General features: G+C 53.8%; 18 protein-coding genes and 1 other RNA gene. 6 read left to right on the top strand and 13 right to left on the bottom strand.

The window, feature by feature from the left end:
• Positions 1-20 precede the first annotated feature (20 nt).
• The 8 genes from trhA to F3J40_RS16460 all read right to left on the bottom strand — a co-directional run bounded on the left by trhA (position 21) and on the right by F3J40_RS16460 (position 10,162).
• Entirely contained in the window at positions 21-674 is a 654-nt protein-coding gene (gene trhA / locus F3J40_RS16495) for a PAQR family membrane homeostasis protein TrhA (protein WP_017349281.1), read from the bottom strand.
• 258 nt (positions 675-932) lie between these two features.
• Positions 933-3,806, bottom strand: a complete 2,874-nt coding sequence (gene gcvP / locus F3J40_RS16490; RefSeq protein WP_167016308.1) for an aminomethyl-transferring glycine dehydrogenase — start codon at positions 3,804-3,806, stop codon at positions 933-935.
• Positions 3,807-3,893: 87 nt separating this feature from the next.
• Positions 3,894-4,289, bottom strand: a complete 396-nt coding sequence (gene gcvH / locus F3J40_RS16485; protein WP_167016306.1) for a glycine cleavage system protein GcvH — start codon at positions 4,287-4,289, stop codon at positions 3,894-3,896.
• 18 nt (positions 4,290-4,307) lie between these two features.
• Positions 4,308-5,408 carry a glycine cleavage system aminomethyltransferase GcvT gene (gene gcvT / locus F3J40_RS16480; protein ID WP_167016304.1) on the bottom strand — a complete coding sequence of 367 codons (1,101 nt, stop codon included), beginning with the start codon at positions 5,406-5,408 and terminating at the stop codon, positions 4,308-4,310.
• 409 nt (positions 5,409-5,817) lie between these two features.
• Positions 5,818-7,020, bottom strand: a complete 1,203-nt coding sequence (ubiI, locus tag F3J40_RS16475; RefSeq protein WP_167016302.1) for an FAD-dependent 2-octaprenylphenol hydroxylase — start codon at positions 7,018-7,020, stop codon at positions 5,818-5,820.
• Between the two features lie 13 nt (positions 7,021-7,033).
• A complete protein-coding gene (gene ubiH / locus F3J40_RS16470) occupies positions 7,034-8,212 on the bottom strand; it encodes a 2-octaprenyl-6-methoxyphenyl hydroxylase (RefSeq protein ID WP_167016300.1) in 1,179 nt (392 codons plus the stop codon).
• The gene (gene pepP / locus F3J40_RS16465; protein ID WP_205297401.1) at positions 8,209-9,531 is read right to left on the bottom strand and encodes a Xaa-Pro aminopeptidase; all 1,323 of its coding nucleotides are present in this window, start codon (positions 9,529-9,531) and stop codon (positions 8,209-8,211) included. The genes ubiH and pepP overlap by 4 nt, the downstream gene beginning before the upstream one ends.
• A gap of 52 nt (positions 9,532-9,583) precedes the next feature.
• Positions 9,584-10,162, bottom strand: coding sequence for a YecA/YgfB family protein (locus F3J40_RS16460; RefSeq protein ID WP_167016298.1), 579 nt, complete (start codon positions 10,160-10,162; stop codon positions 9,584-9,586).
• Positions 10,163-10,332: 170 nt separating this feature from the next.
• Between F3J40_RS16460 and zapA the strand changes: the two genes are divergently transcribed.
• From zapA to F3J40_RS16445, 3 genes are all read left to right on the top strand, one after another.
• A complete protein-coding gene (gene zapA / locus F3J40_RS16455) occupies positions 10,333-10,662 on the top strand; it encodes a cell division protein ZapA (protein WP_017349289.1) in 330 nt (109 codons plus the stop codon).
• A gap of 39 nt (positions 10,663-10,701) precedes the next feature.
• Positions 10,702-10,885: non-coding RNA, 6S RNA (gene ssrS / locus F3J40_RS16450), on the top strand.
• Positions 10,886-10,965: 80 nt separating this feature from the next.
• Positions 10,966-11,556 carry a 5-formyltetrahydrofolate cyclo-ligase gene (locus tag F3J40_RS16445; RefSeq protein ID WP_167016296.1) on the top strand — a complete coding sequence of 197 codons (591 nt, stop codon included), beginning with the start codon at positions 10,966-10,968 and terminating at the stop codon, positions 11,554-11,556.
• Here F3J40_RS16445 and F3J40_RS16440 read toward each other — a convergent pair.
• Positions 11,542-12,516: an FAD:protein FMN transferase gene (locus F3J40_RS16440; RefSeq protein ID WP_167016294.1), complete on the bottom strand. Its 975-nt coding sequence runs from the start codon at positions 12,514-12,516 to the stop codon at positions 11,542-11,544. The two genes, F3J40_RS16445 and F3J40_RS16440, sit on opposite strands and share 15 nt — an antisense overlap.
• Entirely contained in the window at positions 12,509-15,292 is a 2,784-nt protein-coding gene (locus tag F3J40_RS16435) for a flavocytochrome c (protein ID WP_167016292.1), read from the bottom strand. Before F3J40_RS16435 ends, F3J40_RS16440 begins: the two co-directional genes overlap by 8 nt.
• Positions 15,293-15,831: 539 nt before the next feature.
• On the opposite strand from F3J40_RS16435, the gene F3J40_RS16430 reads away from it, so the two are divergent.
• The gene (locus F3J40_RS16430; RefSeq protein ID WP_167016290.1) at positions 15,832-17,337 is read left to right on the top strand and encodes an anion permease; all 1,506 of its coding nucleotides are present in this window, start codon (positions 15,832-15,834) and stop codon (positions 17,335-17,337) included.
• A gap of 141 nt (positions 17,338-17,478) precedes the next feature.
• On the top strand, positions 17,479-19,125 hold the full coding sequence (gene fumA / locus F3J40_RS16425; protein ID WP_017349294.1) for a class I fumarate hydratase FumA: 1,647 nt from the start codon (positions 17,479-17,481) through the stop codon (positions 19,123-19,125).
• A gap of 42 nt (positions 19,126-19,167) precedes the next feature.
• Here fumA and serA read toward each other — a convergent pair whose 3' ends face one another.
• Positions 19,168-20,406 carry a phosphoglycerate dehydrogenase gene (gene serA / locus F3J40_RS16420; RefSeq protein WP_017349295.1) on the bottom strand — a complete coding sequence of 413 codons (1,239 nt, stop codon included), beginning with the start codon at positions 20,404-20,406 and terminating at the stop codon, positions 19,168-19,170.
• A gap of 281 nt (positions 20,407-20,687) precedes the next feature.
• Complete coding sequence (gene rpiA / locus F3J40_RS16415; RefSeq protein ID WP_017349296.1) at positions 20,688-21,347, bottom strand: ribose-5-phosphate isomerase RpiA; 660 nt, start codon at positions 21,345-21,347, stop codon at positions 20,688-20,690.
• Between the two features lie 168 nt (positions 21,348-21,515).
• Between rpiA and F3J40_RS16410 the strand changes: the two genes are divergently transcribed.
• Positions 21,516-22,421, top strand: a complete 906-nt coding sequence (locus tag F3J40_RS16410) for a LysR family transcriptional regulator ArgP (protein ID WP_017349297.1) — start codon at positions 21,516-21,518, stop codon at positions 22,419-22,421.
• A 51-nt stretch (positions 22,422-22,472) separates the two neighbouring features.
• On the opposite strand, the gene F3J40_RS16405 is transcribed toward F3J40_RS16410, so the two are convergent.
• Complete coding sequence (locus F3J40_RS16405) at positions 22,473-23,201, bottom strand: oxidative stress defense protein (RefSeq protein ID WP_017349298.1); 729 nt, start codon at positions 23,199-23,201, stop codon at positions 22,473-22,475.
• Positions 23,202-23,297 lie beyond the last annotated feature (96 nt).

Raw genomic sequence — 23,297 nt, 5'->3', positions numbered from 1 at the left:
AGCGGTGTGAAAAAGCCCGTTTAATTCACATAGAAGTAAATGGCGCAGAAATGGCAGATGCTGCCACCCAGCACAAACCCGTGCCAGATCGCGTGGTTGTAAGGGATGCGGCGCGCCACATAGAAGATCACCCCCAGCGAATAGACAATTCCACCCGCAGCCAGCAACCATACGCCCCCCGCAGAAAGCCGGGTCGCCAGTTGATAAATGACAATCAGCGATAACCATCCCATTCCCAGATAGGTGATTAACGAGAGTGCCTTAAAGCGGTGTGCAATCGTCAGCTTGAAGATGATCCCTAACAGTGCCAGTCCCCAGATCACCACCATCAACCCATGAGCCAGCGGTGACTTGAGCCCCACCAGCAAGAACGGGGTATAGGTGCCGGCAATCAGTAAGTAGATGGCGCAGTGGTCAAATTTTTTCAGCCATATTTTTGCCCGCTGATGCGGGATAGCGTGGTACAGCGTCGACGCGAGAAACAGCAAAATCATACTGCCGCCATAGAGGCTGTAACTGGTGATAGCAGTGATATCCGCGCGCATCTCAGTGGCCTGAGTCAACAGCAACACCAGACCGACAATGCCAAAGACACAGCCAATACCGTGACTGATGCTGTTGGCAATCTCCTCGGCCAGCGAGTATCCACGGGCGATTAAACGGTTTTCTGTCATAACAATTACGTCCTGCCGCAGTTGTTGGGGATTTTCTGCACAACAGAGTAGCGAAGAATTATTTCAGAGTACACTTGTACGCTTAAATTAAATTATGAATGCTTGTTACTGCTCAACCTGATGAGAATAGCCGCTGTGGATGAAGGTAAAATTGCAGCGGATGATGGAAAGTGGCATGGGAAACAACGCGGGCAGCATCGCTGTCACGATGCTGCCCGCTGTTTTTTATCCCTGAAAAATCAGAGGAGTAAAAGCAAGTTACTGATAATCACTCATCGGCACGCAGGCGCAGAACAGGTTACGGTCACCGAACACATCGTCCAGCCGTTTCACCGTTGGCCAGTATTTATTTTCACTGCCTGCCGGGAAGACCGCCAGTTCGCGGCTATAGGCATGTTGCCAGTCACCAACGATTTCACGCTGCGTATGCGGTGCATTCACTAGCGGGTTATCGTCTTTCGGCCATTCACCCTCGGCAACACGGTCGATCTCCATGCGGATCGCCAGCATCGCATCAATGAAGCGATCTAGCTCCGGCTTCGCTTCGGATTCAGTAGGCTCAACCATCAACGTACCCGGCACCGGGAACGACATGGTTGGTGCATGGAAGCCGTAATCAATCAGACGCTTAGCAATATCAAGTTCACTGATGCCGGTCTGTTCTTTCAATGGACGAATATCCAGGATGCATTCGTGCGCCACACGGCCATCACGCCCGGTGTACAAGATTGGATAGGCGGATTGCAGACGGCGTGCAATATAGTTGGCATTGAGAATAGCCACCGCACTGGCCTGACGCAGTCCCTGTGCGCCCATCATACGAATATACATCCAGCTAATGGGCAGAATAGAGGCGCTGCCAAACGGCGCCGCGGATACTGCTCCCTGCTGGGTTAACATGCCGTCAATTTGCACTACGCTATGGCCCGGTACAAAAGGTGCCAGATGCGCTTTTACGCCAATCGGCCCCATACCTGGCCCACCGCCGCCGTGTGGAATACAGAAGGTTTTATGCAGGTTAAGATGTGAAACGTCAGCACCAATGTAGCCTGGCGTGGTGATCCCCACCTGCGCATTCATATTGGCACCGTCAAGGTAAACCTGGCCCCCGTACTGGTGCACGATTTGGCATACCTCACGAATGGTCTCTTCATAAACGCCATGCGTCGAAGGATAGGTCACCATGATGCAGGAGAGCGCTTCACCCGCCTGCTCCGCCTTGGCGCGCAGGTCATGGAGATCGATATTGCCCTGTTTGTCACAGGCCACCACTACCACATCCATCCCTGCCATCTGTGCGGAAGCGGGGTTTGTGCCGTGCGCTGAAGCGGGGATCAGGCAGAGATGGCGACGGCCTTCACCACGGCTTTCGTGGTAGCGTCGAATCGCCAGCAGGCCAGCATACTCTCCCTGCGCGCCGGAGTTCGGCTGCATACAGAGTGCATCATAGCCGGTGAGCTGCACCAGCCATTGCGAAAGCTGGCTGATCATCTGTAGGTAACCCGTTGCCTGTTCCGCCGGGCAGAACGGGTGCAGTTCTGCAAATTCCGGCCAGGTAATCGGGATCATCTCCGCTGCGGCATTGAGTTTCATGGTGCAAGAGCCAAGCGGGATCATGGCCTGATTCAGCGCCAGATCTTTTTTCTCCAGGCTGTGCATGTAGCGCATCATCTCGGTTTCACTGTGATAGCGATTGAATACCGGATGGGTCAAAAATGCCTGTTGGCGCTGGACTGCCTGTGGGATCACAGGTTCTGCGGCAGCGACTTGTGCATCCAGCGTGTCGATATCTTGCCCGTGCGCATCCCCCAGCAAAATGGCAAACAGCGCCAACACGTCTTCACGCGAGGTGGTTTCATCCAGCGTTACCCCGACGGCATGATGAATATCCGTGCGCAGGTTGACGCCAAAACTCAACGCGCGGTTAAGTACCGCCGCTTTGTCAGCCACCTCAACGGTGATCGTATCAAACCACTGTTGATGACGGAGTTTCAGGCCCGCAGCCTGTAAGCCAGCGGCCAGAATCGACGTCAGGCGATGGATGCGCCCGGCAATCCGCTGCAACCCTTCCGGGCCATGATAGACCGCGTACATCCCGGCAATATTGGCGAGCAGTACCTGTGAAGTACAGATATTGGAGTTCGCTTTTTCACGGCGGATATGTTGCTCACGCGTCTGCATTGCCATGCGCAGCGCGGTGTTGCCAGCGACATCACGTGAAACGCCAATAATGCGGCCTGGCATCGCACGTTTATACTCATCGCGGCTGGCAAAGAACGCAGCATGGGGCCCGCCATAGCCCATCGGCACGCCGAAGCGTTGAGCGGAACCAAACACGATGTCTGCCCCAATCTTGCCCGGTGCTTCCAGCTGGATCAGTGCCATAAAATCAGCGGCTACGCTGACGATAACGCCACGTTCTTTCAGGCTGGCTATCAGATCACGGTAGTCATGCACCTCACCGCTGGTGCCAACCTGTTGTAATAACACGCCAAACAGATCCTGATGATCCCGCGCTTTCTCGGGGCTATCGATAATCAGCTCAAAACCAAAAGTGGCCGCGCGAGTGCGCACCACATCCAGCGACTGTGGATGCACATCATCAGCAATAAAGAATTTATTGGCGGTTTTAAGTTTGCTGACGCGCCTGGCCATCGCCATCGATTCGGCTGCGGCTGTCGCTTCATCCAGTAATGAAGCGGAGGCGATATCCAGTCCGGTGAGGTCCAGCGTGAGGGTTTGGAAATTGAGTAAAGCTTCCAGACGCCCTTGCGAGACTTCAGGCTGATAGGGCGTATAAGCCGTATACCAACCGGGATTCTCCAGCAAATTGCGCAGAATGACCGGAGGAGTCACCACCGCACTGTAACCCATGCCGATCCAGGATTTGTAACGCTGATTCTGACTGGCAATCGCCTTGAGTTCAGCCAGCGCCTGCTGCTCGGTTGCTGATTCACCAATCGCTGGCGGCCCCGGAAGTTGAATATCCGCCGGGACCAGCGATGAGATAAGTGATTCCAGAGAACTGGCACCAATAGTATCTAACATGGTCGCCTGTTGAGCAGGTGTTGGGCCAATATGGCGAGCAACAAAGGCAGTGGCGTTTTCGAGCTGATTTAGCGTTTTAGTCATGAGCATTTACATCCTGGTCGGAACGAAAAACAGTGACAGCAAACAAATGATACGGCCTGTCAGACAGGCCGTGACAACCTACCTACGTTAAGCTTCTGCAGCGTCTACCAGCTTTTTATAATCCTCTGCGCTCATCAGGCCATCAAAGCTAGCAGCGTCATCTGGCTTCAGTTTGAAGATCCAGCCATCGCCATAAGGTTCTTCATTAATCAGGTTAGGATCGGTATCCATATCCTCATTTTTTTCCAGAATTTCACCACTTACCGGCAGAAAGATATCGGAAACCGCTTTCACTGACTCAACTTCGCAGACCAAATCACCGGCTTGCAGTTTTTTGCCTAAAGTTTCGAAATTAAGATAAACCACGTCACCCAGCAATTGCTGCGCATGGTCGGTAATACCCACTGTCAGAGTGCCGTCTGCTTCTTTACGCACCCACTCATGCTCTTCGGTGTATTTTAAATCACCTGGGACATTGCTCATTTCTGTTGCTCCTTAACGTTATGATTGCGAGACCGGTTTACCGGCCCGGACAAAAACGGGTTTGCTCACGCTGACCGCAACTTCGCGACCGCGAAGTTCAACTATAGCGCGATCAGCAATTCCTGCGGGGACGCGGGCAAAGGCAATGCTGTAACCCAGCGTGGGTGAAAAAGTCCCGCTGGTGATCACGCCTTGCTGTACTGAGCCGCTGGCATCCGTAAAACGCACCGGCATGCCGCTGCGCAGCACGCCTTTTTCCTGCATCACCAGCCCAACCAGCTTATCGGCGGGTTGTTTCCGTTGTGCTTCTAACGCAGCACGACCGATAAAATCACGCTCAGCGGGCTCCCAGCTAATGGTCCAGCCCATGTTGGCCGCGAGCGGCGAAATACCTTCGTCCATATCCTGGCCATAGAGGTTCATCCCCGCTTCAAGACGCAGCGTATCGCGTGCGCCGAGGCCGGCAGGGGTTACGCCTACGGCTAACAGTTGCTGCCAGAACGCTTCAACCTGATCATTAGGCAATGCAATTTCGTAGCCATCTTCACCGGTATAGCCCGTAGTGGCGATAAACAGCTCACCGGTGTGTACGCCGAAAAAGGGCTTCATTCCGGCAACAGCCGCACGTTGTTCATCCGTAAGCAGGGTGGCGACTTTGGCTTTGGCGTTAGGTCCTTGTACCGCCACCATCGCCAGATCGGTACGTTCCGCGATTTCAACGCCAAACGCGCTGGCGTGCTGGGCAATCCAGGCCAAATCTTTGTCGTGTGTGGCGGAGTTCACCACCAGGCGGAAGGCGTTCTCTGCGAGGAAATAGACAATCAAGTCATCAATGACGCCGCCGGAGGCATTCAGCATCCCGCTGTAGAGGGCTTTGCCCGGTTGGGTCAGTTTGGCAACGTCATTAGCCAGCAAATAGCGCAGGAATTCGCGCGTGCGTGTACCGTGCAGGTCAACAATGGTCATGTGTGAGACATCAAACACCCCCGCGTCATTGCGCACCGCGTGGTGTTCATCAATTTGTGAGCCGTAATTCAGCGGCATCATCCAGCCGTGGAAATCGACCATTCGGGCACCACAAGACTGGTGCTGCTGGAACAACGGAGTTTGCTGAGTCATTCATCATCCTCAATTCACCGGGGCGGCGCTAAATACAAGCGACGCAAACGTTCTCTCTCCTGCTGAAACTACCACTGAAAGCGACACGAAACCATAAGCAGAATGAGGTCGAATCCTGACACAGCATTTGAGGCAGGAAAACGGCAAATCAGCGTGATTAACCAAAAACAGGAAGTAAATCACATAAAATGGAAGGAAAAACACCTTTTAACCAGCAAAAATGGGATGTGTATTCCAGATAAAAGTAGGAACCTGTTTTTATACCCGCCATTTCGAATTAGAAAATATAATGCGAATGCGTGCGTAAAATTAGAATAAATCAAACGAAGCGTCACGCTGGTGCAGTGATGCTTTGTTTGAGTGCAAAGGGAGTAAAAGGGCGGGAGGCATCCCGCCAGAAGAGAGGAAATTAACGCAGCCAGTGCGGCAGATCGTTCAGGCCCATCGCCTGTTTGAGCATCATAGGCTTCACGCCTGGCAGGGTGTCTGCCAGCTTGAGCCCGACATCGCGCAACAGCTTTTTCGCTGGGTTAACGCCAGCAAACAGCTCGCGGAATCCCTGCATACTGGCTAGCATCATCGCAGCGCTGTGCTTACGCGTCCGCTCATAGCGGCGCAGATACAGATGCTGTCCAATGTCTTTGCCTTCCTGGTGCAGACGGCGAATTTCACCAATCAGCTCTGCGGCATCCATAAACCCGAGATTGACGCCCTGTCCCGCCAGAGGGTGGATGGTGTGAGCTGCATCGCCGACTAATGCCAAACGATGTGCCGCGAAATTACGCGCATAACGGGCCATCAGTGGGAACGTCTGCCGTTCACTCTCCAGATGACATAAACCGAGACGCATATCAAAAGCCACTGACAGCTGCTGCGTGAACAGCGCTTCTGGCATGCTCTGCAAGCGAGTGGCTTCCTGCGGTGACAGTGACCAGACAATAGACGAGAGGTGCGGATCATGCATTGGCAGGAAAGCCAGAATGCCGTCACCGTGGAACACCTGGCGCGCTACGGCATCATGTGGCAAGTCAGTGCGGATGTTGGCAACCAGTGCATGATGGTCGTAATCCCAGAAAGTCAGAGGAATGTCCGCTTTATCACGCAGCCAGGAGTTGGCACCATCCGCAGCTACCAGCAGGCGTGCGGTTAACATCGATCCGTCCTGCAAAGTGACGAAGGCGTCGTTCTCACCGAAGGCCACCTGCTGCAACTGAGTCGATGAAATCAAGGTGACGTCACTGCAAGCGCTGGCACGTTGCCATAACGCGCTATGGATCACCGGATTCTCAATGATATGGCCCAGATGGGTCAGACCTTGCTGGTCATCATCAAAAGAGATCGAACCAAAGCTGTCCTGGTCCCAGACTTCCATACCGTGATAAGCCGTCGCACGGCGTGACAAAATTTGTGACCACACATCGAGCTTTTGCAGTAAGCGCTCGCTGGCCGCATTGATCGCAGAAACCCGCACTGAGGGTGCTGAGGTGGCATCAAACGTGGGCTCTGGAGCCTGTTCCAGTACCGCTACGCGCAGCCCGCTGCCCTGTAATCCACAGGCAACAGCCAGCCCGACCATTCCACCACCTGCGATGGCCACATCAAAAGTTTGCATTGGTGCCTCTTAGTTATCGCTTAACCCAGCCAAGCGTACGCTCAGCGAGGAGACTTCGCAGCCACGGAAGGTTGTCCATCGCCATTAATCCCAGATTACGTCCTACGACCAGCGACGTGTAGCGGTTCGCGAACAGCCTGACCAGACCATCGGTTAACGCAATGGTGGTTGAGCGATCGTCCGCACGCCGCTGTTGGTAATGTTGCAATACGCTGTAGCTACCGGGATCCTGCTGTTGTCGATAGGCCGCTGCCAGCGTCTCTGCCAGCGACATCACATCACGCAGGCCGAGGTTGAAGCCCTGCCCGGCAATGGGGTGTAACGTCTGTGCCGCATTCCCCACTAACGCCAAACGGTGTGAAACCTGTTGTGAAGCCGTGGTCAACGCTAACGGATAGATTTCACGCTGTCCGGTGGCAACAAAACGCCCCAGCCGCCAGCCAAACGCCTGTTGCAGCTGGTGTAAGAAAGTCGCTTCATCCCAGGCCGCAATGTCAGCGTGAGCGCTGACAGGATGACACCATACCAGCGAAAGACGGTTATTGCTCATCGGCAACAGGGCCAACGGGCCGTTTGCGGTAAAGCGTTCAAACGCTCGCCCCTGATGCGGCTGTTGCGTCGTGACGTTGGCAATCAGAGCCACTTGCTGATAGTCATCCTGCTGCCAGCTGATACCACTCTGCGCTGCCAGCGTAGAACGTGAGCCATCCGCCGCAACCAGTAACTGCCCCGTGAGTTGCTCACCGCTAGCGAGTTGAACCGTTACGCTGTCCTGAGTACGCTGGCTGGAGACCACATGGTCAGGGCAGCGTAAAGTGACTCCTGGAGCCTGCTTTAAACGATGAAACAGCTGCTGACCTACGTCAAACAGCTCTACCACCTGCCCTAACGCCGGAATGCCATACTCTTCAGCCTTGACCGAAACAAAACCCGCGTGGCCGCGATCCGAGACGTGAACATCGGTAATCGCCGTAGTGTAAGGGGCAATTGCAGACCAGAGATTGATATTCATCAACTGCTGGCAAGTCCCGGCGGCTAGCGCTATCGCCCGGCTGTCAAAACCAGGATGGCTTCGGCTTTCAGGTTGGTGACGCTCAATCAGCGTGACCGGCAGTTTTCCACTGGTCAAATGGGAGATCGCCAGAGCCAGCGTGGCCCCCGTCATTCCGCCGCCCGCAATAATTATACTCATGCCTGTTTTGCCGCTGCCATTAATGCCTCAATTGCGTCTGCGTCTTTGACTACGCTGTCGGTCAGGTTTTCATTGCCCGTTTCGGTGATCACGATGTCATCTTCAATACGAATCCCGATACCGCGATACTGTGCCGGAACATCCGCATCAGGCGCGATGTACAAGCCGGGCTCCACGGTTAATACCATTCCGGGCTCCAGTAGTCGGTCACGGCTTGGTGTACCGTAGTCACCGACATCATGCACATCCAGCCCCAACCAATGACCCAGACCATGCATGTAGAACTGACGATGGGCGTTTTCTGCCATCAGCGTTTCCACATCACCTTGCAATATGCCCAGCCCTACCAGCCCGGTAACCATAATGCGGACAACTTCGTCGTTCACTTCGCGAATGCTTACGCCAGGACGATACATCGCCAGCGCCTTATACAGCGATGCCAGCACGATGTCATAGATTTCACGCTGTGCGGGGCTAAATTTACCGTTGACCGGGAAGGTGCGGGTGATATCCCCGGCATAGCCGTGAAACTCACAACCGGCATCAATCAGAACCAGGTCACCATCCTGCATTTCACTTTCATTTTCGGTGTAATGCAGGATGCAGCCATTTTCTCCCGCGCCCACAATGGTGTTGTAGGAGGGGAAACGCGCGCCGTGACGGGAGAACTCATGATGGATTTCCCCCTCAAGCTGATATTCGTACATGCCTGGACGGCAGTTTTCCATCGCTCGCGTATGGGCCAGCGCACTGATTTTTCCTGCGCGGCGCAGAATTTCTAACTCTTCGGCATCCTTAAACAGGCGCATTTCATGCACCCAGGGACGCCAGTCGGTTTGTGTTGCAGGGGCTTTCAGGTTCTGACGGAAGCCGCGCCGCAGTTTATCCAACGCGCCATTCACCTGCTCGTCAGCTTCTGCGTACTGGCCCTGAGCGTGATAGACAACATCCAGCCCGTTGAGCAGTTGGTACAGTTGCTCTTGAATGTCATCCCACGGCAGAGCGCGATCAACGCCTAATCGCGCTGGTGCAGCATCCTGGCCCAAACGGCGGCCAAACCAAATCTCAGCGGTGAGATCGCGTACGCGGTTAAACAGCACGCTATGGTTATGGTTTTCATCACTCTTAATCAGCACCAGCAGCGCTTGCGGCTCATTGAATCCGGTGAAATACCAGAAGTCACTGTTTTGCCGAAAGTTGTATTCCGTGTCATTGCTGCGGGTCACTTCGGGTGCAGCAAAGATCAATGCCGCACTGCCGCTAGCCATTTTGGCTAACAGCGCCTGACGCCGTTGCTGGAAGGTTTCCAGTGTAATCATGCTCTGCACTCCCTGTTGAAATTAAGAGAACTGACTGCCGTGGTGCCGGACATTAATGCAGCGTAGGCTTACGCACTTCCGGTGCCGTAGGCTGCTGCTGAGCGAAGGTGTCATAACACAGCAGTGCAGCAACGCGCACATACTCAATCACTTCCTCCAGTGACTGCTCCAGCTCCTCCTGATCTTCATCTTCATCGTAGCCGAGTTGTGCAATGGTGCGCAGATCATCAATGGCTTCGCCGGTTTCTCCGGTGACTTTATCCAGTTTCGGTTGCGTCACGCCCAGACCCAGCAGGAAATGGTTGACCCAGCCCGCTAGCGCATCGGCGCGATCAAAGACCGTGATATCACTGTCTTCCGGTAGTAGGATCTGAAACTGAAAAGCGTCTTCTTCCAGCGTGCTAGCGATATTTGCATGCAGGTCTTGCAGCGGCTGTGACAGGGCGTGAGGGAAGGCCAGACCTTCGTTGGTCAGGTCATGTACCAGCGTTTTCCAACTGCTGTCTTTGTTACCTCCACACAGGATGCCGCTGATTAAGCCATGCATCTCTGCAGGCGTCATACCAACGCCTTGTTGAGTGAGTACGGAAGCAAGTGCGTTGTAATCGGGTTTGGTGTTCTGTAAAGACATAAGGATTCATCGTCGTTGGCAGAATAAGTTCGTGTTATGCTACCACCAGGTGCCGCAAGGTTTCCAGAAAAGGGGTTGTAAGTTATTTCGCGGGTCTATATAGTTGCCCTCCTCCCAAGCCATTGAACGGTAAGGGCGTTGCGGGCGCAGTACTCAGTCAGGAAGGTGGCATGTCTGCACAACCAGTAGATATTCAGATTTTTGGTCGCTCGTTGAGAGTAAATTGTCCTCCTGAGCAGCAGGAAGCACTCACCAGTGCTGCAGAGGAACTCAGTCAGCGGTTGCAAGATTTAAAAGTTCGCACTAGAGTCACCAATACCGAGCAGTTAGTGTTTATCGCGGCGCTGAATATTTGCCACGAACTGGCTCAGGAAAAGGTGAAAACCCGCGATTATGCTGCTAACATGGAACAACGTATCCGAATGTTGCAGCAGACGATAGAACAGGCATTAGTTGAGCAAGGTCGCATAACTGATCGCCAGGGTACAAAGTTCGAATAAAACTTCATGGTTACTGTGGTAGAGTGACGGTGAAGTAAATTTTCTCTGAGATGTTTGCATGCGGGCCAGTCCCCTGAGCCGATATTTCAACAAAACAGAGTGTGGCGCTCTGTAACTTGTGAGCATGCTCGGTCCGTCCGAGAAGCCTGATGGTTACGACGGCACATTCACCTTGAACCAAGGGTTCAAGGGTTACAGCCTGCGGCGGCATCTCGGAGATCTCCCCTTCCTACCCCATCTTTAATTCCGTATTTCTCATGTTATAGTTGTGCCATTGTGCGACTGACCTCATTACGGAAAATCATGTCTCAGCTCTCTTTGCACGATCGTAAGGATATTCGCCAGCATATGCGCCATTTGCGCCGCGCGCTGAGCGCTGAACAGCAAGAAACCGCCGCCGATCTGGTGGCAGAACATGCCCTTAACTTCGCACCCATTAGCCAGGCAAACCGTATTGCCGTGTTTCTCTCGGTAGATGGTGAGCTCAATACCCGTCCGTTAATCGCCAAGCTGTGGCAGCAAAAAAAACAGGTTTACCTGCCCGTGCTCCACCCCTTTGCGCCTGGTAATTTGCTGTTTATTCTGTTTACCCCTGAGACCGAACTGCATCTCAACAAGCTGCGCATTCCTGAGCCGCCGCTGGATATTACCCAGATGGCCACGCTGGATCAGTTAGATGTGATGTTGCTGCCGCTGGTGGCTTTTGATCGTCAGGGACAACGTTTAGGCATGGGCGGTGGATTTTACGATCGCACCCTGCAAAACTGGCAACAGCACGGCTTTCTGCCGGTGGGCCTGGCACATGACTGCCAGCTCACAGATACCCTGCCCGTCGCCGCGTGGGATGTGCCATTGCCCGCCATTATTACGCCAGCCAGCTTATGGAGTTGGTGAGGCAAGCTGATAGCGGTTATCCAGCAGGGTGAAGTGCAGCTGATCGGCGTCAGATAAAATCACCTGGCGATCTCGCGTGACAAACAGTGCGCTGATGCCGGGTTTATCCGCCAAAAATTTACAACCTTGTGTAATACCCATGCCATACAGCAACGTGGTGTAGATATCGCCATCAATAGACCGATCGGAAACCACGGTGACGCTGAGCAGTTCATTGTCCAGCGGATAACCGGTATTGGGATCGAGAATATGGTGATAACAGTGGTTATCTTGCAGAAAATAGCGCTCATAGATACCCGATGTCACCACCGACTGGTCACGCACGGTCAGAAAGCCAATTAACGCCTCTGCGGCGGCAAACGGGGCTTTCACCCCAATTGCCCAGCCCGTCTCATTCGTTGCACTGCCCAGCGTGTGTACATTGCCCCCGAGATTGATCAGCGCCTGCGACACCTGTTGCAGCCGCAGGTAATCACAGACCCGGTCGGCAATGTAACCCTTGGCTATCGCCCCCAGGTCGATCTCCATGCCCGGCTGCGACAGAAACACCGTTTGCGCATCCACATCCAGAATCACCTGGTGTGGATCGGTCAGCAGCAGCAAGGCGGCGATTTCATCCGCAGGGGGAACGCTATCCCCCTGAAATCCAATTTTCCAGCGTTTCACTAACGGCCCGATGGCGAGATTGAACGCGCTAGCAGGCAGCAAACTGACTCGCTTTGCCAACGCAATCAGATTAAACACCTGCGCACTCACCACCACTGGATGTTGCCCCGCAGCATGGTTGATCGCCATCACCTCAGATTGCGCCCGATTGACGGTAAAAACCTGTTCCAACTGGGAGATCAGGCGGAACACACTCTGCGCCAGCGTTGCATTGTGCTCGGCCAGCTTGAGCACAATCAGCGATCCCATCAGCACCGCGCTGTAGCTCGCTGGAGACGGCTCCCGGTCATACATGCTGTTTTGCCCGCGCCGCTGCGTTTTCGCCCGCTAGTAGCCCAAAGATAATGATATCGGCTACGGCATTCCCGCCAATGCGATTCGCACCGTGAATTCCCCCTACCACTTCACCTGCTGCCCAGGCTCCAGGAATGACCTGCTGATGTTCATCCAGCACCGCGGTGTCAGTATTGATCGTCACACCACCCATGGTGTGATGGACGCCAGGGGCAATGCGAATCGCGAAAAATGGCCCCTGATTAAGGGGGTGACGCAGTGCGGTTTTACGGCCAAAGTCAGCGTCTTCCTGCTGCGCCACGAAGCTGTTGTAGCGGTTCAGCGTGGCTTCCAGCGCCAGTGGGTTCATGTTGAGTTTCACTGCCAGCTCACCCGGTGTGGGTGCCGAGAGAACAAAACCTTTGGCGATATACTCATCTGCTGCTTTGTTGTTTTTTCTCACCTGTTCATCAAACACAATCCAGGCACTCTTCTCCGGTAACGCGATGATTTCTGCGGACACCTTGTCGCGCGTTTCCATCTCATTATAAAAACGTTGCCCCGCCTGACTCACCAGAATGGCCCCGCCACCGCGAATCGCCTCGGAGATCAGGTAAGAGGTGGTCTGTTCTACCGTGGGATGGATCTGGATTTCTCCCATGTCCACCGTACCCGCACCAATTTTTTCCAGCATTTTTATGCCGCTACCGGTGGCACCTTTATGGTTGGTGGTAACAAAACCGTCTAACTGCGGGCAGTACTTCACCACCATTTCCCGGTTTGCACTGAAACCACCGGTGGCGACAATCACACTTTTCGCGTTAAGAATGCGGGTATCATTGTATTCATCCACAACCCTTACGCCGCTGACTACGCCATTCTCCAGCAAAATCTCCTCAACGGCCGTCTCCAGCAGCACCTCAATGTCGCGCTGGTTGATATTCTTCACCAGACCGCTGATCAGGAAGCCCCCCACCGCAGAGCGATCCGCTGGCCGGTGGGTACGGTCAATGCTCATACCGCCAGTTATGGTGATGTCCTCCAGCACAATGTCATGATTCGCCAGCCAGTCAATGGCGGCTGGAGCGCGTTCAACAAACTGATGAAGCAGTTCAGGGTTATTCTTGTTCTTCCCGCCGCGAAGCGTCTCTTCGTAGAACAGCTCTTTGCTATCCACAATGCCTTTAATCTGCTGAAAGCGCGTCTCTGCGGCGTTCATTCCCACCGAGGCTTTAATGGTGTTTCCGCCGATGGTCGGCATTTTTTCAATCACGACCACATGCGCCCCGCGATCGTGTGCCTCAATGGCTGCCGCAAGCCCCGCGCCACCGCTGCCAATCACCACCACATCAAACTGCTGCGGTGCCAGTGGATTACCCCCCTCATCGATGACCCAGGCTTTATTCGAGGTCGACATCGCGCGGGAGACGGCTTTTTTCAGGGCTTCACTCTGTGTTGTCGCCCCCGTGATCGCATCAACATGCGGGCTGTTTGCCACGAGCATGCGGTTACGCAAGCTGGTAAACGTGGTGGTGAAGTCCACATCCAGCGTGTCATCGGGCACCATCTGAATGTCGGTGATGCGGTCGGTATCCAGCGTGACGTTGATTTTTAGCTTCAGCGCCTCGGCTTCCACTTTTTCCTGATAGACACCGGCTTTGTATTTACGCCCAGAGGTGCTGACATCACGTATCATCGCGTCCACCAGCGAGAAGCGCCACAGCGGTTCTGGAATATGCAGCGCCTCACGCTGCGTGCTGTCGATGTACAGTTCCAGCTGCTCATTGTGGATGATGCGATCGGCCCAGTTGGGATAGGCAATACAGGCTTTACCCACTGCCACCAGGTCATAGCCTTTCTCCAACGCCAGCTCCGCATCCTGCTTATTCACCACGCCCCCCACGCCAATCACCGGGATTTTCCCCAGGAGCGGCGAACACTGCGCGCGGTATTTTTCAATCAGTGGCGTGGGGTCCTGGGTATCGACAATGGAGGGACGCAGCAGCGAACCAACGGAAAAGTGCACATAATCCAGCCCTTGCTCGGCAAGTTTCTCCAGCAGGTACAGGGTGTCATCAAAGCGAATGCCGGGCACTTCAAGCTCTTCTGGCGAGAAGCGATAGCCAATAATGAAGGTCGGATCGGCAAAGCGCCTTGCCATCTTGTGAGTGATTTCAAGCACCGCCAGAGGGAAGCGCGCGCGATTGTCGCGGCTTCCGCCCCACTTATCGTCGCGCTGGTTAGAATTGGGGGAATAGAATTGCTGGATCAGGTAAGTATTCGCGCCGTGGATCTCTACGCCATCAAATCCGGCTTTGATGGCACGGTTCACGGCATCACCAAATTTGGTGATCATCACATCCACTTCTTCGGCGGTTAACGCCTGTGGCGTCGTCGCACCGGCTCTTGGAGCCGCAATTGCGCTGGGTGCTACCGGCGTGCGCCCGCCAATCAGCTCAGGCTCTACCATGCGTCCGCCATGATAGATTTGCAAAATGGCTTTTGAGCCCTGGGACTTTATGGCACTGGCGATTTTCGCAAGGCCAGAGATTTTGTTATCGCTATCGATAGCAATCGCACCAGGGAAAGCCGGTCCTTTGGGATCGATAAAGCAGCACTCGACAATCACTGTACCAATACTGCCCGCCCTTGAGCGGTAGTAATCCACCAGTTCACTGGTCACTGTGCCATCATAAAATCCGGTGCAGGTTGTCATAGGTGCCATTAACAAGCGATTTTTCAGTACAGCACCATTCGGCAACGTCAGCGGATTCAGAATCGGGGTGCGTTTATTCATTATCAAAACTCCAAAATTTAACAACCTGGATTAATGCCACCGGCAAACGCTCCCGGCAAGGAGTGTTCCGATGAGAACAAATAAAGATGAAAACCTGTAGGCGTGCAGAAGCGGTGTTTATCGCTCGGAATAATTATAGTGGCAAACTGGCAATCTTTTCCAAAAATGCTATTAGTTAATCAGATAATGGTTAAATGCTACTTCTTAGGCTTAACCTTATTGCAACATTAACAATTATCCTTTCATTTCAACATCTTAAAAAAACAATAACGAATCACCTTTATTTTCAATGCATTGGGAAATCTCTTGTTTTATCTGTGAGTTACTTTACGCCTACTCGATGTAGAAAGAGAGTGCAGCGAGGGGGTTTGTTGATCCAGATCAACATTAATCACGCATTAAGTCGCATCATATTGTCATTAGCTCCAGTTATTTTTTTATCATTCATTTTTGGGTGACATGACCGTTTATTGCAAAGCTTTTTAATTAAAGGGTCAACGTCGAACGAATGCTATTTCACTCACTTTCAGAATACTGCCATGACAAATATAACGCCTGTTCGTGAACCCGCTCCGCCTGCGGCATCGGGTAAAAAGAAACGCCTCATCATGTTGTTCCTGCCCGTTCTGGTTGCTGTTTTACTGCTGTTGGTGCCGGTTCCTGCGGGCCTGGAGCCTCATGCCTGGCACTTCTTCGCCATTTTCGTCGGGGTCATCATCGGCCTCATTTTCGAACCGCTACCAGGCGCCGTCATCGGTCTGACCGGTGTCGTCGTGATAGCCCTGTTCAGCCAGTGGCTGCTGTTTAGCCCGGCTGAACTGGCTGATCCAAAGTTCAAACCCGCCGGTCAGGCCTTTAAGTGGGCGGTCAGTGGCTTTGGTAACTCGACGGTATGGCTGATTTTCGGTGCCTTTATGTTTGCTGCGGGCTACGATAAAACCCAGTTTGGCCGCCGACTGGCGTTGATTCTGGTGAAATATCTTGGCCGCCGCAGCCTGACACTAGGCTACGCGATTACTTTTGCCGACCTGCTGCTAGCCCCCTTTACCCCCTCTAATACGGCACGCAGCGGTGGCACCATTTATCCCATTATCGCCAATCTCCCACCGCTTTATGGCTCAAAGCCCAACGATCCGAGCTCACGTCGAATTGGTTCCTATCTGATGTGGGTGGCGATCACCGCGGCCTGTATCACCAGTTCTATGTTCCTCTCTGCCCTGGCCCCCAATCTACTGGCGTTAGCCTTGGTGAAGAGCGTGATTGGCTTCGATATTTCATGGGGTATGTGGTTCCTCGCCTTCCTGCCTTTAGGGGTGCTGCTGATTCTGACCATGCCGCTGCTGGCTTACTGGTTCTATCCGCCGGAGGTCAAAATTAACGACGAGGTACCGCGCTGGGCCACCAGTGAGCTGGAAAAACTGGGCAAGCTTTCACGCAATGAGATTCTGCTGCTGGTGTTTGTGATCTGCGCGCTACTGATGTGGATTTTCGCCACCAGTTGGATTGAGCCCGCCATGGCCGCCCTGCTGGTGATCGTGCTGATGCTGTGGACCGGCGTTTTGAACTGGAGTGATATCACTAACAACAAGGCAGCGTGGAATACCTTTGCCTGGTTTGCCACGCTGGTGGCGCTGGCGGATGGTCTTGCGCGGGTGGGCTTTATTGCCTGGTTAGGCAAAGAGGGTGCGCTGCTGTTACACGGCTATGATCCGCAGGTCTCAGCTGTGGTGCTCCTGGTGGCGTTCTATCTGCTGCACTATCTGTTTGCCAGCACCACCGCGCACACCACCGCACTGCTGCCTGCCATGCTGACCATCGCCGCCTCTATTCCCGGCATCAATATGCCGGTCTTCTGTCTGATGATGTGCACCTCACTCGGCGTAATGGGCATTATCACACCGTATGGCACCGGCCCCAGCCCAATTTACTACGGCAGTGGATACTTGCCCACCGCAGACTACTGGCGCTTAGGGACCATTTTCGGGGCCATTTTCCTCGGCGCGCTGATGCTGATTGCCTACCCGTGGATGGTGATGATGTTCTAATCTTTGTGTGGAAATAACACCCCTAAAGCTTAACAGTAGAGTAACATAGCCCTCCGCCCCCTCTTGCAGGGGGCAAAAAACAATAATGTCGTCAGCGATGTTGCCGCCCGTGGCGCAACCTCTCATTCAGTGAGTAAAAAAATGTCGAATAAACCGTTTTATTACCAGAATCCCTTCCCTCTTACCGAGGATGAAACTGAATATTATCTGCTGAGTCGCGATCATGTTTCTGTCGCAGAATTCGCAGGCGAAGAAGTGCTGAAAGTAGAGCCACAGGCGCTGACGATGCTGGCAAAGCAGGCCTTTCACGATGCGTCATTTATGCTTCGTCCCGCGCATCAGCGCCAGGTAGCGGCGATTCTTGACGATCCTGAAGCCAGCGAAAACGATCGCTACGTTGCCCTTCAGTTCTTACGTAACTCCGAGATTGCCACCAAAGGTATTCTGCCAACCTGCCAGGACACCGGGACTGCCATCATCATGGGCAAAAAAGGCCAACGCGTCTGGACGGGCGGCGGAGATGAAGCGGCACTGTCACGCGGCGTCTATGACACCTTTATTGAAGACAACCTGCGTTATTCGCAGAATGCCGCGTTGGATATGTACAAAGAGGTCAACACCGGCACCAACCTGCCCGCGCAGATCGATCTCTACAGCGTAGATGGTGACGAGTATAAGTTCCTGTGCATTGCCAAGGGTGGCGGTTCGGCGAACAAAACCTATCTCTACCAGGAGACCAAAGCGCTGCTCACCCCTGGCCGCCTGAAAGAGTACCTGACAGAGAAAATGCGCTCACTGGGGACGGCGGCCTGCCCGCCTTACCATATCGCCTTTGTCATTGGCGGCACCTCGGCTGAGAGCACCTTAAAAACCGTTAAGCTGGCCTCTACCCACTACTACGATGGGCTGCCGACGGAAGGGAACGAACACGGCCAGGCCTTCCGCGATGTGCAGTTAGAGCAGGAGCTGCTGCTGGAAGCACAGAACATTGGTCTGGGTGCTCAGTTTGGCGGTAAGTATTTCGCCCATGATATTCGCGTCGTGCGTCTGCCGCGCCATGGTGCCTCTTGCCCAGTGGGTATGGGCGTTTCCTGCTCTGCCGACCGTAACATCAAAGCCAAGATCAACCGCGAAGGGATCTGGATTGAGAAACTGGAGCAGAACCCAGGCCAGTATATTCCTGCCGAATTGCGCCAGCAGGGCGAAGGTGAAGTGGTTCAGGTCGATCTCAACCGCCCAATGTCCGATATTCTGGCACAGCTGTCGCAATACCCGGTCTCTACGCGCCTGTCGCTGAGCGGCACCATTATTGTGGCGCGCGATATTGCCCACGCGAAGCTGAAAGAGCGTATTGATAACGGTGACGGTCTGCCGCAGTACATGAAAGATCACCCGGTGTACTACGCGGGTCCCGCCAAAACACCGGAAGGCTACGCCTCTGGCTCTTTAGGCCCGACCACCGCAGGACGCATGGATTCCTACGTTGATCTGTTCCAGGCACACGGCGGCAGTATGGTGATGCTGGCTAAAGGCAACCGCAGCCGCCAGGTAACAGAAGCTTGCCACAAACACGGGGGCTTCTATCTGGGCAGCATCGGTGGCCCGGCAGCCGTGCTGGCACAACAGAGTATTCGTCATCTTGAGTGCGTGGAGTACGCCGAACTGGGGATGGAAGCCGTGTGGAAGATTGAAGTGGATAACTTCCCGGCGTTTATTCTGGTGGATGATAAAGGGGAAGACTTCTTTGAGAATATTCGTCTGAATCAGTGCGCGAAGTGCGTGAAATAAGCCAGAAATAAAGAGCGAGGCTTTAAGCCTCGCTCTCTGATATTAGTACAGCATACGGGCGCGAATGGTGCCCGGAATCGCCTTCAGCAGTTGCAGTGCGTTATCCGCGACGCTCTGTTCAGCATCGATATCGATAACCACGTAACCCATCACCGGTGAAGTTTGCAGATACTGGGCGGAAATGTTGATGCCTTGCTCAGCAAAGATCTGGTTGATGGCAGTCAATACGCCTGGACGGTTTTCATGGATATGCAGCAAGCGGCTGGCGCTGGCACCGTGCGGTGGCAGTGAAGCCTCTGGGAAGTTCACCGCCGTCAGCGTAGAACCGTTATCGGAGTATTTGCTCAGCTTCGCAGCCACTTCCAGACCGATATTTTCCTGCGCTTCTTCGGTAGAGCCCCCGATGTGTGGCGTCAGAATCACGTTATCAAACTCGCTCAGCGGAGAGATAAACGGATCGTTGTTGGTCGCAGGTTCAACCGGGAAGACGTCAATCGCCGCACCACCAAGATGTTTGCTACGCAGGGCAGCACAGAGCGCATCGATATCGACTACCGTACCGCGTGAGGCGTTGATCAGCAGCGCGCCTGGCTTCATCTGTGCCAGTTCCGCTTCCCCGATCATATCCTGGGTTTCTGGGGTTTCCGGAACATGCAAACTGACCACATCACTGATGTTCAGCAGCTCAGACAGAGAACTAACCTGCGTGGTGTTGCCGATGGTGAGCTTGTTCTCGATGTCGTAGAAATAGACGCGCATCCCCAGGCTTTCCGCCAGCACACCCAGCTGTACGCCGATGTGACCATAGCCGATGATGCCGAGTTTTTTACCGCGAGCTTCAAAGAAGCCTTTTGCATTTTTGTTCCAGATACCACGGTGTGCTTTGGCACTCGCCTCTGGCACGCCACGCAGCAGCAGCAGCAGTTCACCAATCACCAGCTCCGCAACAGAACGGGTGTTAGAGTACGGTGCGTTGAAGACCGGAATACCGCGCTTAGCAGCGGCTTCCAGGTCAACCTGGTTGGTGCCGATGCAGAAACAGCCCACTGCAACCAGCTTTTCCGCTGCCGCGAAGATCTCTTCAGTCAGATGGGTACGGGAACGGATGCCGATGAAGTGTGCATCTTTGATCGATGCTTTCAGCGCTTCGGAATCCAATGCGCCTTTGTGGAATTCGATGTTGGTATAGCCCGCCGCACGGAGACTTTCTAGTGCGCTCTGATGGACACCTTCCACCAGCAGGAACTTAATCTTGTCTTTCTCAAGTGTTACTTTTGCCATTTCCCGACCCTGTTTCTGAATTCAACGAGAGCTGATATAAGTCAGCCTTCTGTCAAAATAACAAAAAATACGTTTGCAGCAATACAAACGATTGCCTGCCCCACAGCACGGGGCAGGTCAGGAACAGCAGATCACGGTACAAAATCAGGTGCCTTCGATGGATTTAGGATATTAAAGCGCTTTCCTGGGAGATTTTGTGACATATCGCACCGAATTTGCCCAGAATAAGAAAACATTTTTTATCGCTAAAAAGAACGCTGCCCCTGAGTGACGTTACCAGATCATTTCTTGATGGTTTTAACCCCATCAGCCGTGCCAATCAGGGCGATATCCGCGCCACGAGCGGCAAACAGCCCTACGGTCACAACGCCTGGCAGCGCATTAATCGCCCTTTCCAGCGCAGAGGGATCGGTGATGCTGAGATTGTGAACATCCAGAATCAGGTTGCCGTTGTCTGTCACAACGTTTTGACGATACTCCGGCAAGCCACCGAGTTTGACCAACTCACGCGCAACATACGAACGTGCCATCGGAATGACTTCTACCGGCAGCGGGAATTTACCCAGCACATCCACTTCTTTCGAAGCATCCGCGATGCAGATAAAGGTTTTTGCCACGGCGGCAACAATTTTTTCCCGCGTTAATGCTGCACCGCCGCCTTTGATCATCTGCATCTGCGGGTTAATCTCATCCGCGCCATCGACATACACCGACAAAGCATCAACTTCATTGAGATCAAACACCGGGATACCGAGGCTTTTCAGCTTTTCCGTCGAGGCTTCCGAGCTGGAAACCGCGCCCTCAATCTGGTGCTTGATGGTAGCAAGGGCGTCAATAAAATGGGCCGCTGTAGAGCCGGTGCCAACGCCAACAATGGTGCCGGGTTGCACATATTGCAGTGCTGCCCAACCTACCGCTTTTTTCAGTTCATCCTGGGTCATGGTATGTTTAAAACCTGTGCGACAACGAAGTGGGCGTAGTATAAAGCATGGATGAATAAAATTGCGCGAACCTTAGGTGTCGTTTCGCGGCTTTGGAAGCCAGCCCACAAAACTGAACCTCGCCGTTTTGTGGTCGAGTGTTGTCCACCCTGAAGGAGAAACAGAATAATGAAACGCCCGGATTATCGAACGCTTCAGGCGCTGGATGCTGTGATTCGTGAACGCGGCTTTGAACGTGCTGCGCAAAAGTTATGTATTACCCAATCGGCGGTATCGCAGCGTATCAAGCAACTGGAAAACCTGTTTGGTCAGCCGTTACTGGTACGCACCGTGCCGCCCCGCCCCACAGAACAGGGCCAGAAGCTGTTAGCGCTGTTGCATCAAGTAGAGTTACTTGAAGAGGAGTGGTTAGGTGATGAGAATGGCGGCACCACGCCGCTGCTGCTGTCTCTGGCGGTCAACGCCGACAGTCTCGCCACCTGGTTGCTCCCGGCACTGAAAGAAGTGCTGGCGGATTCCCCGGTGCGCCTGAATTTGCAGGTAGAAGATGAAACCCGTACCCAGGAGCGCCTGCGTCGCGGTGAAGTGGTCGGTGCGGTGAGTATTCAGCCACAGCCGCTGCCAAGCTGCCTGGTCGATCAGCTCGGCGCACTGGATTACCTGTTTGTCGCCTCGCCGGCGTTTGCAGAGCGCTATTTCCCGAATGGCGTCACCCGTGCGGCGCTGTTGAAAGCCCCGGTGGTGGCCTTTGACCATCTGGATGATATGCATCAGGCATTTTTACAGCAGAATTTCGATCTGTCGCCGGGCAGCGTGCCCTGCCATATCGTGAACTCTTCGGAAGCCTTCGTGCAGATGGCTCGCCAGAGTTCAACCTGCTGTATGATTCCGCACCTACAGATTGAGCGTGAACTGGCCAGCGGTGAACTGATTGATTTAACCCCGGGTTTGCTGCAACGCCGGATGCTTTACTGGCACCGCTTTGCGCCGGAGAGCCGTTTAATGCGTCGGGTAACTGATGCGCTGCTGGAACATGGGCACCGTGTCTTGCGCCAGGATGTACAACCAATCTGATTGTTTGACCGAAAAAAAGCCCGTTGAACGGGCTTTTTTTTTACCTGCGAGTTATGGGGTGTTCGGTTTGATATCAAACACCACATCAACCTGATCGTCGAAGTGAATGCTTTGCTGTTCGTAGGTTTGCTGTGCCGTGGTATCCGCTGATGCCGCCGCCGCTTTGTACATGCGCGCCATTGGCATCGGCTGATAGTTCGCCACGTGATAGCGAATGCTGTAGACCGGGCCGAGTTTGGCATTGAAGCCTTCAGCCAACGCCGCTGCCTGTTGGGTAGCATTCTGGATCGCGGCCTTGCGCGCCTGATCTTTGTAAGTCTCAGGGTGGGTCACGCCCAATTCAACGGAACGGATTTCATTCAGGCCGGTTTTCAGCGCGCCGTCCAACAGTTCGTTAAGCTTGTCCAGTTTCCGCAGCGTGACCTGTACCTGACGCACCGCACGATAGCCTTTCAGGACCGCACTGCCCTCTTTGGTGTAGTCATATTCCGGCTGGGTGCTGAGGTTAGCGGCATCAATGTCTTTTTTCTCGATACCGTTTTTATTCAGGAAATCAAAATATTGTGCCACGCGATCGTCGGCTTGCTTTTTCGCATCCGCAGCCTCTTTAGAAGAGACGTTGACCACAATGGATAACGTAGCGATATCGGGTTTGGCATCCACCGTTGCCTGGCCTGAGGTCACCACATGGGGGCCATTAGGCAGTTCATCCGCAGAAGTCAGTAATGGCAGTGCGCCAGTGGCAAAAGTGGCGGCCAGCGCCAGGGCTTTCAGTTTCATTGAATAACTCCTCCTTGAAGCATTTGTTTGCTGGCGGCCATTATGGCGAGGCCAGCAACAAATTTCTGTGCGTGATGGTCTGAGTTTTTGATTTAA

Origin of the sequence: Candidatus Pantoea multigeneris (assembly GCF_011752615.1) — a bacterium.
In the GTDB taxonomy this organism is placed as follows: domain Bacteria; phylum Pseudomonadota; class Gammaproteobacteria; order Enterobacterales; family Enterobacteriaceae; genus Pantoea; species Pantoea multigeneris.
The sequence above is the reverse complement of the archived record's forward strand: the minus strand, read 5'-3'. Positions and strand labels throughout refer to the sequence as shown.